We start from the raw sequence: 17,590 nt of genomic DNA on the forward strand, positions 1-17,590 counted from the left end.
TGTCTTCGCTGTATTTCAATCAGTTAAGGCATCAATCTTGGACCAGATCGGCCCCATTGCTGATGCTATTTCCTTGAACAGCGTATAACGCTTTTCATATTGTTCGCTGCGCGCCGCATCCGGGATATAGGTCCGGCCAATCGCATCCAGATCGCGCGGATCGCTGTAAACATCAGCGAAAACGCCTGCGCCCTTGCCTGCACAAAGTGCGGCACCCCATGCTGCGGCTTCATCCGTATCGGTGACCGTGACCGGCATACCCAGCACATTCGCAAACATCTGTGCAAAGGATGGGCTGCGCGAAACACCGCCCGTCAGGCGAGCAGCAGAAATTTCAAAGCCATCTTTCAAATGATCAACATGGATACGGTGGTTGAAGGCAATGCCTTCCCAGACAGCACGCAGCATATCACCACGTTCCTGCCAACCACGCAGACCGAAAAACGCACCGCTTGCCATTGCACCATAAGGCGAGCCAAACAGATAAGGATGGAACAACGCTGTCGAAGGCTTGGCCAGCGCGGCGTCGATTTCCGGGCGCAGCATATCATGGATCGAGCGGCCAGTTTCTTCCGCTTCACGGCGTTCCGCCGGACAAAGCTTATCGAGGAACCAGTCGTAATTCGCGGTGGAAGCAGGCGAGATGGACATATTATTCCACTCGCCCGCTGCAATGCCATTGCGGCAGAACCAGCTCTTATCGACACGAGGCTCAGACGACAGCGTTTCATTGATCGAATAGGTGCCGGCCACAACCGCAACCGTGCCAACCTTAAGACCACCCACACCGAGTGCCGAAGCTGTCACATCATGCAGACCGCCAACAACCGGCGTTCCCGCAACAAGCCCTGTACGACTGGCGCATTCTTGCGAAACGCCACCGACGATTTCGTCGGAGCGCGACATAGGCGGCAGTGCGTCCCAGAGCGCTTCAAGGCCAAAAAGCTTGAGCGCGTCTTTGGAATAATCCTGTGTTTTGCAATCAGTGAACGAGGTCGAAGCTTCAGTGCGGTCAGTGCCAACTTCGCCGGTCAGACAAAAGCGCAACCAATCCTTACAAGCAATCGCATGACCAATGCGATTATAACGGTCCGGCTCATTTTCTTTGACCCAGGCCAGAATAGCAGAAGGCGCAGATGCGTGTGGCAGCTGGCCGGTAATCGCAATCGACTGATCTGCAACCGCGCTACCTAGCCAGCGTTCGGCAACATCTACAGCACGGCTATCAAGCGACAGGATGCCTTTTCCAAGTGGACGCGCATCTTGGTCAAGCATATAAATGCCGTCACCATGCGCAGTGGTGGCAATCGCGAGAATATCTGATGCCGGGCGTCCGCTTTTGGCAATGGCTTCTGCAATTGCATCGGCTGTCGCATTCCAGAACTCATCCATGTCGCGCTCAACATGGCGTGGCTTTGGAAAATATTGCGGTACACGGCGGCGTGCAACGGCAAGCGTTGTGCCATCAACGTCAAAAATAACGGCCTTGGTAACGGTCAGTCCGCTATCGATTCCTAACAAAGACGGCATAGATGGTATTTCCTGATATGTATGCGCTAAATTCGTGAGCCTTGCGGCTATTCTTTCGTTCCACTCGAGCCAGCAATGACCACATTGATGCCCTGTGCCTGCATGCGTTCAACATGTTCGAACGAAGTCTTGCTATCGACAATCACCACGTCGAAATCCTTGAGCGCTCCGAAATTATGCAAGGCACGGCGCTCGAACTTGGTGTGATCGGTCAGCAGCACGCGTTTTGCTGAACTCTCCAACATCGCACGCTTGGTCTCGACCATTTCCGGCGATTGATGAAACAGAAGATCGTCGGTAATGGCAGCGATCGAGATGAACACCACATCAGCGCGCAGACGACGGATTTCATGGATCGTCATGCCGCCAACAAAAGCGTTGCACCAATTGTAAAACTGGCCACCAAGACCAAGGAGCGTGACGTCCTTAATGTCCCGCACTTCGTTCATCAGGATCAGCGAATTGGTAATGACCGTCAGTGGGCCTTTTTCAGACAAATATGGCACCATCTGGAGAACGGTTGTGGAGTCGTCGAGAAAAATGGCCTGACCCGGCTCTACGAATTGCATCGCGGCTTCAGCGATCAGTTTCTTTTCTTCAGACTGGCGCGCAACGCGATAGAGGTCGCTCGCTTCGATAAGGCTTGTGGGTGCTGCGGAAACAATGCCGCGCGACTTGCGAAACAGGCCGCGGCTAACCAGTTCATCCACGTCGCGATGCGCGGTCATAAGGCTGATTGCGAAACGCTCGGTCAGATCTTCGATTCGAACGGATCCTTCGGACATAATCAGTTCAGCAATTTGCTGGCGGCGAACCAGCTGACGTGCGTGCCTGCTATCGTTGGGCACCTGCTCTGTCAGAAGGTTGTCTATGCTTGCTTTCATGCTTGTAACCATGCCTATCACTCGTCCCCAGCCCGCCAATGTCCTATTGGCCGGTCCCGATTCATAGCCTCGGTACTAAAAATATAAACGGGGCGCAGACTAAACCGCGCCCCATTTTGTCACGTCTTACTGTTCCAGAACGAATGGAGCAGTGTACTTGTCAACATTGTCCTTAGTGATCAGGAAGCAATCGAAAAGCTGCTTTTCCTGGTCAACGCCGGTCTTGCCTGTCTTGATGAAGTTGTCAGCCTGCTTAACAGCAGCTTCCGAGAAAATCGCTACGGGCTGAAGAACGGTGTACTGAAGTTCACCGGCCTTGATTGCAGCAACTGCATCTGGCGAACCGTCGAAACCGCCAACCTTAACCTGATCAAGCTTGCCGGCCTTTTTCAGAGCAGCGATAGCACCGAGAGCCATTTCGTCGTTACCCGAGATAACGCCGATGATGTCTGGGTTTGCCTGAAGCAAAGCCTGCATCTTGTCGTGACCCTGTGTACGGTTCCAGTTCGCAACGTCCTGACCAGCCTTTACGAGGTCTGGGTACTGCGAAAGTACGGTTTCGTAGCCGTTCGAACGGGTGGCCGCATTATTGTCTGATGGCGAACCGAACAGCTCAACATATTTGCCCTTGTCACCAACGCTCTCAACCCACTGCGTTGCACCAAGTGCTGCGCCCTGTGCGTTGTTGGAAACGAGCTGTGCCTTGGCAAGGCCTTCCTGGTTGATTTCAGCATTCACGAGGAACACTGGAATGCCAGCTGCGACAGCGCGCTTAACTGCACCAACAGAACCGTCAGCATTTGCAGGATCAAGAATGATCGCAACCGACTTGTTGGTGATCGCGGTGTCGATCAGGTTGCTTTCGGTGTTGGTGTCGCCCTTGTGGCCGCCAACAACAGCCGAATAGCCGAGGCCTTCAGCGGTTTTCTTGGCGATTTCGCCTTCAGTGTACCAATATGGGTTCGAAGGATCGTTGACCACGATTGAGATCAGACCTTCAGCCCATGCGGTGCTGGCGATAAGCGGCAATGCTGCTGCAGCAGCAAAAAGAACGCGCATACCCTTCTTAAACATGTCTCACTCCCGTAAAAATTATCACTGAGTTGTACCGGTTTCCCGGCGTTTCCATTCCAGTGGGCGAGACTTTTCCGTAATCGCCGTCTTGGAAAGTTTTCGCTACCCCCGAAGAACCGGCTCCGCCCGGAACGGTGAGCGGAGCCTTAGTGGTGTTTAACGTCGGGAATATTGAATGCTGTTGAGCAGAACCGCGAGCACAATAACCGCGCCGGTAAATACGGTCTGCCAGTATGACGATACGCCGATGATCACGAGGCCATCGGAGAGGAAGCCAATCACGAAAGCGCCCAAAAGCGTTCCGAGAATTGTACCGCGACCACCCGTCAGCGCTGCGCCACCAATGACCACTGCAGCGATTGCCGTCAGCTCGTAAGTCGTACCTGCAGTTGGACCAGCAGAGGTCAGCTGCGACGACAAAACCAGGCCAGCGATTGCGGCACAGATTCCCGAAATCACATAAACCGAAATTTGTACGCGCTTGACTGGAACGCCGGAGAGTTCCGCTGCACGTTCATTGCCACCCGAGGCATAAAGCCAGCGGCCAAAGGCTGTGCGGTTAAGCACGACTGCGACGATAATCGCCAGAACGGCCAGTACAAGAACGCCAATCGGCACGCCAAAAAGCGTGTTAAAGCCCAGCCAGTCAAATCCGGTATTGCCGAGTTCAGGACGACCGCCAAGATTGTTGTAGGTCAGACCATTAGTCATCAGAAGCGCTACACCGCGTGCGCAATAAAGTACGCCAAGCGTTGCCACGAAGGCAGGAACGCGCAGATAAGCAATCAGAACGCCGTTGATGGCACCAACAAATGCACCGAGCGCACAGGTGATGATGACGACTGCCCAGACCGGGAAATACAGGATCACGCCCAGTTCTGGAATATTGACGCCCTGCATCAAAAAGCCAGCCACAACGCCTGCAAGTCCCAGTGTAGAACCGACCGAAAGATCGATACCACCATTCAAAATAACCAGCAGCATACCAATCGCAAGCAGGCCAAAAATGGCCACATGCGATGACATGATCAGGAAATTATTGACGGTGAAATAATAAGGCGAAAGGAATGAAAAGGCCGCGATAATCGCGATCAGCGCAAAAAACGCACGGCCTTCGAGCAGCAAATGCACGATGCTGGTTTTCCGCTTCGCCCCACTCGGGGCCGCTTTTTCTTTTGTAGTCGTGACTGACATTCTATCAGTGCTCCATAACTATTTTAGAGCGCATCCCGAAAAGTGTGAAACGGTTTTCGGACAGATACGCGTTTAGACAAAAGCTTAGAGCGCCGATCTGATCCAATCAGATCGAAACGCGCTCTAATGGCCGACCATGGACTCGCCCGAGGCGGCCATGATCTTTTCCTTGGAGACATCAGAGCCGAATTCGGCTGAGATACGTCCACGGTGCATAACAATGATACGATGAGCGATGCTGAGGCACTCGCCGACTTCAGATGTGGTGTAGACAACGGCCAACCCGTCTTTGGCTTTCTCGGCCAGAAGCTTGAACACTTCGGCCTTCGCACCAATATCGATACCGCGGCTTGGCTCATCCAGCAGGATAACCTTCGGCTCAGTCGCCAGCATCTTGCCGATCACGACCTTCTGCTGATTGCCGCCGGAAAGCGAACCGATGGCCGCTTCGCCACCATCCGTCTTGATGTGAACGTTCTTGATCGACTGATCGACGATGTTCTTTTCACGCTTTTTCGAGGTGAAAAGGCCTTTCGTCATTTCACCAATGCTGGCGAGCGACAGGTTACGACCAACTGTCATCGTTTGTACGAGACCATCACGCTGGCGATCTTCCGGCACCAGAACCAGACCCTGATCAATGCGCTGCGCAATCGTCAGACCCGCAACGTCCTGGCCGTTAAGCAAAATGCTGCCCGAACTTGCTTTCAAACGGCCTGCAACGCTTTCCAGTAGCTCGGTACGACCAGCGCCCATCAAACCGTAGATACAAACGATCTCACCAGCACGCACATTGAGCGACATATTATCGACAAGTGCGAAATCGCCCGACTTATCCTGAACGGTCAGACCTTCAACGGAAAGCGCTACATCGCCCCATTCGTATCCGGTGGGAGGCGAACCAAGATCGAAGTTTTCGCCCACCATGTTGCGAACGATCCATTCAAGATCAATGTCCGCGCGTGGGGCGTAAGCAGTCATTGCACCGTCCCGCAGCACAACCGCATGATCGGTGATCTGCAAGGCTTCTTCGAGATGATGCGAGATGTAAACGATGGCAACGCCACGCGCCGTCAGATCACGAATGACCTTGAACAGCACTTCAACTTCGGAAGCACTCAACGCAGATGTTGGCTCATCCATGATCAGAATGCGCGAATTGACCGAAAGCGCACGTGCGATTTCGACCACCTGCTGCTGACCAAGGCGAAGTTCTTCAACAGGCGTCAGCGGATCAATGTCTTCTTCAAGCTCAGCTAGCAATTCGCGTGTCAGGCGCTCTTCTTCGGCGAAGTTCACGCCCGACGCACCGCGAATTTCGCGTCCCATGAAGATGTTGTCGCGAACGTTCATATTCGGCGCGAGGCTTAATTCCTGATGGATGATCGAAATACCACGATCACGCGCTTCCGAAGACGAGTTGAACACAACCGGTTCACCATCAAGAATGATCGTGCCTGATGTCGGCTGAATAACACCCGAAAGAACCTTCATCAGCGTCGACTTGCCAGCACCATTTTCGCCAAAAAGCGTGGTTACCTGACCGCGACGGATTTCAAAGTTCACGCCCTTAAGCGCGTTGATACGCCCATAAGCCTTGGCAACATCGTGTGCAGAAAGAACGACTTCGCCGTGCTTGCCTTCAACTTTGGTTTGAACGGTCATTTTACTTCAAACCCCACCGGCGTAACCAACCAGTTCTTAGGATTAACAAGCTTGAAAACGCCCGTAACGGTCACTGTCTTGCCGACGAGATTATCGACATCTACGCCTTCAAGAACCTGCTTCTTCATCTCATTATTAAGAGCAGAACCAGCATTCTGGAATTCGATCTGGTTCTTAAACTGACCGAATTCGATTGTTCCCGTCGCATCGCGCAGATCAGTACCATTCACTGCCGGGCCAGTCTGAACGCGAATAGCCATACCTTCAGGGAAACCATCGACTTTGATGACATTGTAGTTGGACTTGCGCTCTTCAACCGTACCAGTGAACTTGACAGGGATTACCGGGTTTACGCTGCCAACGCCGTATTTCTTTCCGGCTGCGTCTTTGTCGGCAGCAAGTGCTGTACCAACTTCAACGGCATCGGCTGCGCGTTCTTCAACGCTCGCCTTAACCTTCGGAAACTCTGCCGCACCATAGGCGTCAGGCGAAAAAACCTGCTGACGCACATCGGCATCAGAACCCATCTTTACGACCTTCGTGTCAAATCCAATTGCACCGATAACCACGACCGCAGCGATCACGCTCCAGAGAACAGCGCGACTTGATTTGGCGGGCTTTGGTGTAACTTGATTAGCTTGTGTACTCATTATCAAACGCCTTCAGCAAATTCTGCCGGATTGTCGTTATAGAAACGGATGATGCGGTTAGGCCTATGCAGCCTCATAACTGCGTGGATGATGCGTAACCTTAGCGATCGCGAAATATCGGGAAGCCAAAGGGGCAAAACAAACAGGAGCAGAAATCTGAAACATAAATCCTCCGCATGTTGCCGGCGCCGCCCCTCCGCGTAAGCCTTCAAACAAATATGCCGCTCTCATGATCTATGATAGCAGCATGTTATCAACTCCAATAATCATGTTATAAAGACATATAACTGTCAATCAGGACTTTTTGAAACGTGTTCCATTTTGCACATTTGAACGCCAAAAATACACGCAACTCCGGCGGATTTAAGCATAAAGGCCGACGCGGCTGCTCCATGCTTCACAAAGAGAAGCAATGGGGAGCGCAGCAAGCAACTAAAATAATTAAGCATTAAAAACAGATATTTATAAGATTTCAAGCGCAAGAAGACACCTATATCACCTTGCATTAAGCTCATCCGAACCATGATTTTTTTCGGCAGAATTCGCCTCCATCACCTTTTGGTGAAAAAAAATGCTTATGCACAAAAATTTTACAGACAGACCCGCGTCGTTATGTTATCTCGGCTATACGCGAAAGCCTTTTTTGATTAAAACAATGGGCAGCGAGCGACAAATTTCGTCGCGGGAGGAAATCCAAATGTCCGTCAAGGACCACATTGGGAAAGCGTAATTCAGTCATGCGTGGTCAAGGTGATATAATCATCGGCATCGACGCGGGCACGTCCGTCGTCAAGGCTGTGGCATTCGACCTGAACGGTCGTCAACTCGATTCGGCGGCGGTCCGCAACAAATACGAAACCGGCGAACATGGCGCGGTGACGCAGTCACTCACCCAGACATGGGACGATTGCGCCAAAGCTCTACGCGGTCTTGCAGAGAAAATTCCAAATCTAAGCACCCGCACCGCTGCTATTTCCGTCACCGGACAGGGCGATGGCACATGGCTGGTTGGGCGCGACAACAAGCCTGTCGGCGAAGCCTGGATATGGCTTGATGCACGCGCTGCCAATACTGTTACCAAACTTGCAGCAGGACCGATGAACCGTGCGCGCTTTGAAGCGACCGGCACCGGGTTGAACACCTGCCAGCAAGGCACACAGATGGCGCATATGAACAGTTTCGTCCCGGAACTGCTCGATAATGCGGAAGTCGCCCTGCATTGTAAGGACTGGCTCTATCTCAATCTCACCGGCGTCCGCGCCACAGACCCATCAGAAGCCAGTTTCACGTTCGGCAATTTCCGCAATCGTCAATATGATGATGTGGTTATTGAAGCACTCGGCCTCATTAAGCGCCGCAATCTGCTGCCCGAAATCGTAGACGGTACTCTGACGCAGCATCCTTTGTCCCCCGACGCAGCCGCTGCTACTGGTCTTTTGGCTGGTACTCCGGTGAGTCTCGGCTATGTCGATATGGTAATGACCGCACTCGGCGCTGGCGTTTATTCCGGCACCGCCGATGCAGGTTGCTCGACCATCGGATCAACCGGCGTGCATATGCGTGCGAAGCCTGTTTCCGAGATCAATCTGAATGCGGAAGGTACGGGTTACGTTATCGCGCTGCCAGTTCCCGGCATCGTCACGCAGGTTCAGACCAATATGGGCGCGACGATCAATATCGACTGGATATTGCAGATCGCAGCTGACCTGATGTCGACAGCGGACAAGCCCGTCTCCCTGAGTGATCTGATCCCGCGCCTTGATGAATGGTTTAATGCAAGCCGCCCCGGCGCATTGCTTTACCATCCTTATATTTCTGAAGCTGGAGAACGTGGACCTTTCGTCAATGCCTTTGCGCGGGCCGGCTTTATCGGGCTCTCAAGTCGCGACCGATTCCCAGAACTCGTGCGTTCGGTGGTTGAAGGCCTCGGCATGGCGACGCGTGATTGCTACGCCGCCATGGGCGATATGCCGGCCGAATTGCGCCTGACAGGTGGGGCTGCACGCTCGCGCGCATTGCGCAGCACGCTGTCTGCGGCGGTGAACGCACCTGTGCGCGTATCATCGCGTGAAGAAGCAGGGGCGGCAGGGGCAGCAATGATGGCGGCGGTTGCTATTGGTGCTTACTCCAACATGGAAGATTGCATTGCGGAATGGGTTGCACCGTTGCTCGGTGCTGCCGAAGCGCCTGATGCTGCACAGGCACAACGCTATGCAGAACTGTTTGGCGCCTATAAAGACGCCCGACTGGCTCTAACCCCGATTTGGGACAAACTTGCTGCCGACCGGTAATTCGATGATCGGCTGTAATAACATATTATTTTGCCGGAACTCCGGCATCCGAAGGAGCATGAGATGGCTGAACCGGAAACCTGCGATCTGTTTGTGATTGGCGGCGGTATCAATGGCGCGGGCGTCGCTCGCGATGCAGCCGGGCGCGGCCTCAAGGTTGTGCTGGCGGAAAAAGACGACCTTGCAGAAGGCACTTCGTCCCGCTCTGGTAAGCTGGTTCATGGTGGCCTGCGCTATCTTGAATATTATGAATTTCGTCTTGTGCGCGAAGCGCTGATTGAGCGTGAAGTATTGCTCAATGCAGCGCCACACATAATCTGGCCGATGCGCTTTGTGCTGCCACACAGCCCGCAGGATCGTCCAGCTTGGCTTGTGCGCCTTGGCCTGTTTCTTTACGACCATCTTGGTGGCCGCAAGAAACTTCCCGGCACTCGCACGCTTGATTTGAAGCGCGACCCGGAAGGCACGCCGATACTCGATCAATACACCAAGGGTTTTGAATATTCAGATTGCTGGGTGGATGATGCCCGCCTCGTCATTCTGAACGCTGTTGGTGCCGCTGAAAAGGGTGCAACCGTTTTGACTCGCACGCCGGTGACATCGGCACGTCGCGAAAAAGGTGGCTGGATCATTGAAACCAAGAACCGCGATACCGGCGAAGTGCGCAGCTTCCGTGCGCGTTGTATCGTCAATTGCGCAGGCCCATGGGTTACAGACGTTATCACCAATGTTGCTGGATCAAACTCGTCACGCAATGTGCGTCTGGTCAAGGGCAGCCATATCATCGTGCCAAAATTCTGGGCCGGTGCGAATGCCTATCTGGTGCAGAACCACGACAAGCGCGTGATCTTCATAAACCCCTATGAAGGCGACAAGGCACTGATCGGCACCACCGATATCGCTTATGAAGGTCGCGCCGAAGATGTCAGCGCAGATGAGAAAGAAATCGATTACCTGCTCACTGCAGTGAATCGCTATTTCAAAGAAAAGCTGCGTCGCGAAGATGTGCTGCACAGCTTCTCCGGTGTGCGTCCACTGTTTGATGACGGCAAAGGCAATCCATCCGCCGTCACGCGCGACTATGTTTTCGATCTTGATGAGACCAATGACGCACCACTGCTGAACGTATTTGGCGGAAAAATCACTACATTCCGCGAACTGGCTGAGCGCGGCATGCATCGGTTGAAGCACATCTTCCCGAAAATGGGTGGTGATTGGACTCATGATGCACCACTTCCAGGTGGCGAAATCGCCAATGCTGATTTCGAGACTTTTGCAAACAGTCTGCGTGACAGCTATCCGTGGATGCAGCGCAAACTGGCCCTGCATTACGGTCGCCTATACGGTGCGCGCACAAAGGATGTGGTTGCGGGTGCGACTGATCTAGTGGGGCTTGGTCAGCATTTTGGGGGTAATCTTTATGAAGCCGAAGTTCGCTATCTCGTTGCAAAAGAATGGGCGAAGACAGCGAACGACATTCTCTATCGGCGCACCAAGCATTATCTGCATTTGACAGAAGCCGAACGGGCCGCATTCATCGCTTGGTTCGACAACGCAAACGTAGTTGCTTGAGGATAGTATGGCTTTAACGCTTTCACTTAACACCAATCCGCTCGTCAACCGCTTTGCAGAGCCGGATGATCTGATTGAAACCGTTGCACGCGATCTGCGCCTGCGCGATCTGCAGCTAACACACGAGTTCATCAATCCAAGCTGGCAGGCGTCGACCATTCGTCGCCTGACGCGCGACATGGATAAGGCATTAGAGCGTACTGGCGTCCGCGTAACGTCTGGCATGACGGGCCCCTATGGCCGCCTCAACCATTTCGGCCATCCAGACGCAGATGTGCGCCGCTATTATGTCGACTGGTTCAAAACATTTGCCGATATTATCGGCGATCTCGGCGGAAAGTCGGTCGGCACGCAATTCGCGATTTTCACCTATAAGGATTTTGACAATCCTGAGCGTCGTGAAGAGTTGATTAAGATCGCCATCGACTGCTGGGCAGAAGTTGCCGAGCATGCTGCCGGTGCTGGTCTTGACTATGTTTTCTGGGAGCCGATGAGCATCGGTCGTGAATTCGGCGATACAATCGCTGAAAGCATCAAGCTTCAGGATCGGTTGACGAGCGCCAATATGGCAATCCCGATGTGGATGATGGCCGACATTGATCATGGCGATGTCACCTCATCAAACCCCGACGATTTTGATCCATATGCATGGGCGCGTGCGGTGCCAAAAGTTTCGCCGATCATTCACATCAAGCAGAGCCTGATGGATAAGGGCGGTCATCGTCCTTTCACGGCTGCTTTCAACGCCAAGGGCCGGATTCAGCCGGAACCGTTGCTGAAAGCCTTTGCCGAAGGTGGCGCAGTGGACAATGAAATCTGCCTTGAGCTGTCGTTTAAGGAACGTGATCCAAACGACCGCGAAGTCATCCCACAAATCGCGGAAAGTGTGGCCTTCTGGGCGCCACACATTGACACTGGCGCTGGAGATTTGAAAATATAACTGCAAGAAAACAATAAAGAATCGGGAGCAGGCAGCATAAAATGGCAGATGCAGAGGATTCCTTAGCCCTTCGTGCGGCCTGGCTTCACTTTATTGGCGGAATGACCCAATCAGCTGTTGCAAAACGGCTCGGGCTTCCATCCGTGAAAGCGCATCGATTGATCGCCAAGGCCGTTGCTGATGGCGCGGTCAAAGTGACCATTGATGGCGATATTTCTGAATGTATCGATCTCGAAAATCAACTCGCTGAAAAATACAATCTCGAATATTGCGAAGTTGCACCCGATCTTGGTGAAGACGCCCTGCCCCTGCTCTCATTGGGCAATGCCGGTGCGGAATTTCTGCGTCGTGAGATTGAACATGGCGACCATGAGGTGATCGGCCTCGGCCATGGCCGCACGCTTTCGGCGGCGGTCAGCCACATGCCGCGCGTAACCGCTAAGGATTTGGAGTTCGTTTCACTGCTCGGTGGCTTGACCCGAAATTTTGCGGCCAACCCGCATGACGTAATGCACCGCATCGCTGAGAAGACCGGCAGACCGGCTTATGTGATGCCTGTGCCTTTCTTTGCCAATACCGCAGAAGATCGCGAAGTGCTGCTGGCGCAAAAGGGCGTTACAACTGTTTTCGATATGGGTTGCCGCGCGGAACTGAAAATTGTCGGTATTGGCACCGTTGATGCTCACGCACAGCTCGTCACATCGGGCGTTGTTGATTTGACTGAGATGGAAGAAATTGCTGAATATGGCGCAGTCGGTGAAATGCTCGGCCACTTCTTTGATAAGCATGGTACGCGACTGGATACTAAGCTGACAGCCCGCACCATCGCCGCATCCGTCGAAAACGCTGATATGAGCCGCATCATCGGTTTGGCTGGCGGCCTGTCAAAAGCCGAGGCTATTCGCTCGGTTTTAAAAAGCGGCCGTCTTTATGGGCTGATCACTGATGAGCGCACCGCAAAAGCTCTTGTGGAGTAAATCGCGCCTCACTCAACAAAACATCACAAAGTAACATTTTATATAGATTATTATGTGATTTTGTGATTTAAGATGGCATCAGAAGCAACCACGCTTTGAGATCGGAATTTTCGTGAAACGCGACGAAAGAAGACAGGCGATCATCAATCTGCTGATAGAAAATCATGCAGTTGATCTGGATGATCTTGCTGATCGTTTGGCTGTTTCCAAAATGACCATTCATCGCGATCTGGACGCACTCGAAGAATCCGGCGTATTGCGCAAAGTTCGCGGTGGCGCGACGATGGATCCCGGCTCGCAGTTTGAAAGCGATTTTCGTTTTCGCGTACAGCAGGACAACGAAGCCAAGATTCAGATGGGCCGCGCTGCCCTTGAACTGATTGAGCCCGGCATGACAGTGATGATCAATGACGGTTCAACTGCAGCAGTTCTCGGCAGCATGCTGGTTGAAAAGCGACCGCTCACAGTGATCACCAATAATGCCGTTATCATCGAAAACCTCAAGGGCGAAGCTGGTATCAATCTGATAGCGCTGGGCGGCGTTTTCTCTGCAAAGTTTAATGCTTTCTTTGGTCTGCTGACCGAAGAAGCGCTCTCCAAGCTCAGTGCAGATTTTGCCTTTATTTCCGCGCCCGCCGTCAACGGACGCCTCGTCTATCACATGGATGAAAACGTCGTGCGCACCAAGCGCGCCATGACTGCATCGGCAACACGCACCTGCCTGCTGGTCAATCATCAGCGTTTTAGACGGACAGCACTTCATGTCATGGCCGATCTCGGCGACTTTGATGCCATCATCACCGATCAGTCTCCCGGTGATGCACTCGTCGCCGATCTGGAGCCAGCCGGCATCAAACTAACAATCGCAGAATAGTTTCTGCGAAACCACATTTACACAAGCAGAAAGAGCATTCGAGCATGTCCAAATTCTGGGTAGGTACGAGCTGGAAAATGAACAAGACGCTGGCCGATGCCCGCGTTTTTGCAGAAAAGCTGAAAGAAGCCGATGGTGATCGTTCAGCGGATATTCAGCGCTTTGTCATTCCACCCTTTACCTATGTTCGTGAAGTCAAAGACATCCTGGCCGATACATCAGTCAAAGTTGGCGCGCAGAACATGCACTGGGCTGATCAGGGCGCATGGACCGGCGAAATTTCGCCGTTGATGCTCAAAGATTGCAATCTCGACATCGTTGAGCTTGGCCACTCCGAACGCCGCGCAAACTTTGGCGAAACCAACGAAACTGTTGGACTCAAGGTTGAAGCAGCCGTTCGTCACGGTCTGATCCCGCTGATCTGCATTGGCGAAACGCTCGAAGATCGCGAAAGCGGACGCGCTGCGGAAGTGCTTGCTGAAGAGGTGCGCGGCGCACTTTCCAAGCTTTCGGGCGAACAGAAAAAAGCCGAAATCCTGTTTGCCTATGAACCTGTCTGGGCGATTGGCGAAAACGGCATTCCTGCTTCAGCAGAATATGCCGATGCCCGTCAGGCTGAAATTATTGCTGTTGCTGAAGGCATCCTTGGCCGTCGCGTGCCTTGCCTTTATGGCGGCTCGGTCAATCCCGGCAATTGCGAAGAACTCATCGCCTGCCCGCATATCGACGGCCTGTTCATTGGTCGTTCGGCATGGAACGTGGAAGGCTATCTCGACATTTTGGACAAATGCGCCAAAACCATCAAAGCTAATTAAGGAGCATTATCATGAAAGTAGCAGTAGCAGGCGATAGCGCTGGCGAAGGTCTGGCCAAGGTTCTTGCAGATTATCTGAAGGATCGTTTTGAAGTGTCCGAAATCTCCCGCACGGACGCTGGCGCAGACGCATTCTACGCAAACCTCTCGGACCGCGTTGCATCCGCCGTTCTCGACGGCACCTATGACCGCGCCATTCTGGTTTGCGGCACCGGCATCGGCGTTTGCATTGCGGCCAACAAGGTTCCGGGCATCCGCGCAGCATTGACGCATGACACCTATTCGGCAGAGCGTGCAGCGCTCTCCAACAACGCGCAGATCATCACCATGGGCGCACGCGTTATCGGTTCGGAAGTTGCAAAGACCATTGCTGATGCGTTCCTTGCACAGACCTTTGACGAAAACGGTCGTTCGGCTGGCAACGTTGACGCGATCAACGAAGTTGACGCCAAGTACAACAAGTGCTGATCGCCTAATCTCTTGAAAACAAAAAAGCGGCGGGGAAACCCGCCGCTTTTTTATTAAGGTCTTACTCAGCTTTTAGCTGAACTTTGGGTCCAGCGAACCATCGCGATAGCGCTTAGCCATATCCGATAGCGGGATCGGACGAATAGATTGGGCATGGCCAGCGGTACCGAACTGCTCAAAGCGATCCTTGCAGAGCTTGGTCATCGCAGCCATTGCAGGCTTGAGATATTTGCGCGGGTCGAACTCGCTTGGGTCTTCCTGCAACACGCGGCGGATCTGGCCCGTCAGCGCCATGCGGTTATCGGTATCGATGTTAATCTTGCGCACGCCATGCTTGATACCGCGCTGGATTTCTTCAACAGGCACACCCCATGTTGGCTTCATCTTGCCGCCGTACTTGTTGATAATTTCCTGCAAATCCTCCGGCACCGAAGACGAGCCATGCATAACAAGATGCGTATTTGGCAGCTTGCGATGAATTTCTTCAATCACGTTCATGGCAAGCACGGAACCATCAGGCTTGCGGCTGAACTTGTAAGCGCCATGCGAGGTGCCCATAGCAATTGCAAGCGCATCAACCTTGGTTTCACGCACAAATTTCACGGCCTCATCAGGATCAGTCAAAAGCTGGTCATGCGAGAGTTGACCTTCTGCACCATGACCGTCTTCTGCTTCGCCCATACCGGTTTCGAGCGAACCAAGAACACCAAGCTCACCTTCGACGGAAATGCCGCCAAGATGGGACATTTCACTGACCTGACGCGTAACGGAGACGTTGTAGTCCCAGTCAGCAGGCGTCTTGCCGTCAGCTTTCAGTGAGCCGTCCATCATGACGGAGGTAAAGCCTGCCTGAATTGCGGTCATGCAGGTAGCTGCTTCATTGCCATGATCCAGGTGCACGCAAACAGGGATATGCGGGTAGATTTCCGTGACCGCATCCATCATGTGGCGCAGCATGATATCATTTGCATAGGAACGCGCGCCGCGCGAAGCCTGCAGGATCACCGGCGCATTTGTCGCATCGGCGGCTTCCATAATGGCCAGCGCCTGCTCCATATTGTTGATGTTGAAAGCCGGAACACCATAGCTATGTTCAGCAGCGTGGTCGAGCAATTGACGTAGCGTGATACGTGCCATATGAGTTTCCTCCTGATTAGAGCATGTCGCGGAAAAGTGGGAACCGGTTTTCCGATGACGACATGCGTAGAAATAAAGAACTAGAGCGAACGCGCGTAATATTCGCCGAGCACATCGACTTCTTCCGCAACGCCAAACACCAGCGCGCTGCGCTCGTGATAGGTTTCGGGAACGATATCGAGGATCGGTGTGGAACCGTTGGTCGCCTTGCCACCAGCCTGCTGGCTGAGGAAAGCAATTGGATTGGCTTCATAAACGAGACGCAGACGGCCTTTTTCATAGCCGGGGCGCGCATCGTCTACGTAGAAGAAGATACCACCGCGTTGCATGATGCGATGCATGTCGCCGACAGCTGCACCCAACCAGCGCATATTGAAATTGCGTCCGCGCGGACCGTCTTTGCCGTTGTAGCAATCATCGACATAGGCCTTCATGCCAGCCGAGAGATGACGATAAACGGATGCGTTATAGGCGAGATCGGACGTGCGCTCAGGAAGAGTCACATTCTTGCGGGTGATCTGGAATATACCGCTGACAGGATCAAGCGTTGCAAAGATCACGCCTTCACCAACCGAAAGCGCAAGATCAATCGAGTTGCCGAACGAGACATAACCTGCTGCCAACTGGCGATTGCCCGGCTGCAAAAACGGCTCATCAACATCAGCAGGAAAAATCGAGAAAATGGTGCCAAGTGGCGCACCGAGGCCAACATTGCCTGAGCCATCAAGCGGGTCGATTGCGACAGCAACCAGACCATCAGCTTTGCCCGGAACCGGAAGCTCTGCCTCTTCGGACAGCACCGATGCAGCGCCTGCCGCAATCAGCAATTCTACAAAGAGATTATGTGAGCCAACATCGATGCTCTTCTGCTGATCAGAATCGCTGTTAACGCCAACCAACTTACCCGGATTACCCGGAAGCGAGCCCCGCGCGATGCGACCAGCGAGACGACCTGATCCAGCCAGAATTGCCTTGACGACATTGCTTGTCGCGAGACGCAAGTGATCTTGGGCTGCCCAAGTATCAAGATATTCGCCAACAGATTGGAAATTATTAACATCTGTGTCGCCAGCCAAAACAAGCGGCGCGTAATTACCTACCATTGTCATTCGCCCTGCTCCCGAAGAAGCTGCGTTTGCGGCATGCATTTTGCACGCTGTATTTTGTTAAAAGCGGGGGAAGCTGAACTCATTTACTGGTAATCTCCATACGCATGTCTTTAAGACACGCCTTATTGGGCTGAGACATGCCGGACGTAACACCGTTTTGAGATCATAACAATAATCCCAATAACATTATAACGATTGAAATGTGATCTCGTGTTTTAAAATCATGTTAATTACCGACATGCGACGTCATTTTCGCAAGCGGAAACCACATTGAGACTGAAAACGAGTCACAAAATCATCGAGTGCATCATATTTTATGGAAAAACATGTCGATTATAACATCTCAGCGCATGAGGATTTCAATACGCTTTGAGAAGTTGTCGTTAATTTTAAACCATTGGGCTGAGCCAT

General features: G+C 52.8%; 15 protein-coding genes. 7 read left to right on the forward strand and 8 right to left on the reverse strand.

The genetic code is table 11. The features are described from left to right. Positions 1–15: 15 nt before the first annotated feature. The 6 genes from U2P60_RS00440 to U2P60_RS00465 all read right to left on the reverse strand — a co-directional run bounded on the left by U2P60_RS00440 (position 16) and on the right by U2P60_RS00465 (position 6,997). Positions 16–1,530, reverse strand: coding sequence for an FGGY-family carbohydrate kinase (locus U2P60_RS00440; protein WP_413570782.1), 1,515 nt, complete (start codon positions 1,528–1,530; stop codon positions 16–18). 47 nt (positions 1,531–1,577) lie between these two features. After that, positions 1,578–2,426, reverse strand: a complete 849-nt coding sequence (locus U2P60_RS00445; protein ID WP_413570783.1) for a DeoR/GlpR family DNA-binding transcription regulator — start codon at positions 2,424–2,426, stop codon at positions 1,578–1,580. A 114-nt stretch (positions 2,427–2,540) separates the two neighbouring features. Then, positions 2,541–3,488: a D-ribose ABC transporter substrate-binding protein gene (locus U2P60_RS00450; RefSeq protein WP_187547096.1), complete on the reverse strand. Its 948-nt coding sequence runs from the start codon at positions 3,486–3,488 to the stop codon at positions 2,541–2,543. Positions 3,489–3,644: 156 nt separating this feature from the next. Continuing rightward, complete coding sequence (locus U2P60_RS00455) at positions 3,645–4,682, reverse strand: ABC transporter permease (protein ID WP_413570784.1); 1,038 nt, start codon at positions 4,680–4,682, stop codon at positions 3,645–3,647. A gap of 123 nt (positions 4,683–4,805) precedes the next feature. Next, entirely contained in the window at positions 4,806–6,347 is a 1,542-nt protein-coding gene (locus tag U2P60_RS00460; protein WP_413570785.1) for a sugar ABC transporter ATP-binding protein, read from the reverse strand. Next, positions 6,344–6,997 (reverse strand): DUF2291 family protein, encoded by a 654-nt coding sequence (locus U2P60_RS00465; protein WP_413570786.1) that lies wholly within the window; start codon positions 6,995–6,997, stop codon positions 6,344–6,346. Before U2P60_RS00465 ends, U2P60_RS00460 begins: the two co-directional genes overlap by 4 nt. A 737-nt stretch (positions 6,998–7,734) precedes the next feature. Here U2P60_RS00465 and U2P60_RS00470 point away from each other — a divergent pair. The 7 genes from U2P60_RS00470 (at position 7,735) to U2P60_RS00500 (ending at position 14,933) form a co-directional block, all read left to right on the forward strand. Then, a complete protein-coding gene (locus U2P60_RS00470; protein WP_413570787.1) occupies positions 7,735–9,288 on the forward strand; it encodes an FGGY-family carbohydrate kinase in 1,554 nt (517 codons plus the stop codon). 63 nt (positions 9,289–9,351) lie between these two features. Continuing rightward, positions 9,352–10,860, forward strand: coding sequence for a glycerol-3-phosphate dehydrogenase (locus U2P60_RS00475; RefSeq protein ID WP_413570788.1), 1,509 nt, complete (start codon positions 9,352–9,354; stop codon positions 10,858–10,860). Positions 10,861–10,867: 7 nt separating this feature from the next. Beyond that, positions 10,868–11,800, forward strand: a complete 933-nt coding sequence (locus tag U2P60_RS00480) for a TIM barrel protein (protein ID WP_413570789.1) — start codon at positions 10,868–10,870, stop codon at positions 11,798–11,800. 41 nt (positions 11,801–11,841) lie between these two features. After that, the gene (locus tag U2P60_RS00485; RefSeq protein WP_313828758.1) at positions 11,842–12,777 is read left to right on the forward strand and encodes a sugar-binding transcriptional regulator; all 936 of its coding nucleotides are present in this window, start codon (positions 11,842–11,844) and stop codon (positions 12,775–12,777) included. 112 nt (positions 12,778–12,889) lie between these two features. Further along, positions 12,890–13,651 carry a DeoR/GlpR family DNA-binding transcription regulator gene (locus U2P60_RS00490; RefSeq protein WP_413570790.1) on the forward strand — a complete coding sequence of 254 codons (762 nt, stop codon included), beginning with the start codon at positions 12,890–12,892 and terminating at the stop codon, positions 13,649–13,651. A 44-nt stretch (positions 13,652–13,695) separates the two neighbouring features. Beyond that, a complete protein-coding gene (locus U2P60_RS00495) occupies positions 13,696–14,466 on the forward strand; it encodes a triose-phosphate isomerase (RefSeq protein ID WP_413570791.1) in 771 nt (256 codons plus the stop codon). A gap of 11 nt (positions 14,467–14,477) precedes the next feature. Then, on the forward strand, positions 14,478–14,933 hold the full coding sequence (locus tag U2P60_RS00500) for an RpiB/LacA/LacB family sugar-phosphate isomerase (protein WP_094540588.1): 456 nt from the start codon (positions 14,478–14,480) through the stop codon (positions 14,931–14,933). 72 nt (positions 14,934–15,005) lie between these two features. Here the strand turns inward: U2P60_RS00500 and fba are convergent, their stop codons facing one another. Both fba and U2P60_RS00510 read right to left on the reverse strand, forming a co-directional pair. Next, positions 15,006–16,070 (reverse strand): class II fructose-bisphosphate aldolase, encoded by a 1,065-nt coding sequence (fba, locus tag U2P60_RS00505; RefSeq protein ID WP_064321482.1) that lies wholly within the window; start codon positions 16,068–16,070, stop codon positions 15,006–15,008. A gap of 80 nt (positions 16,071–16,150) precedes the next feature. Continuing rightward, complete coding sequence (locus U2P60_RS00510) at positions 16,151–17,179, reverse strand: class 1 fructose-bisphosphatase (protein ID WP_313828762.1); 1,029 nt, start codon at positions 17,177–17,179, stop codon at positions 16,151–16,153. Between the last annotated feature and the right edge of the window lie 411 nt (positions 17,180–17,590).

Origin of the sequence: Brucella sp. H1_1004 (assembly GCF_047308065.1) — a bacterium.
GTDB lineage: Bacteria > Pseudomonadota > Alphaproteobacteria > Rhizobiales > Rhizobiaceae > Brucella > Brucella pseudogrignonensis_B.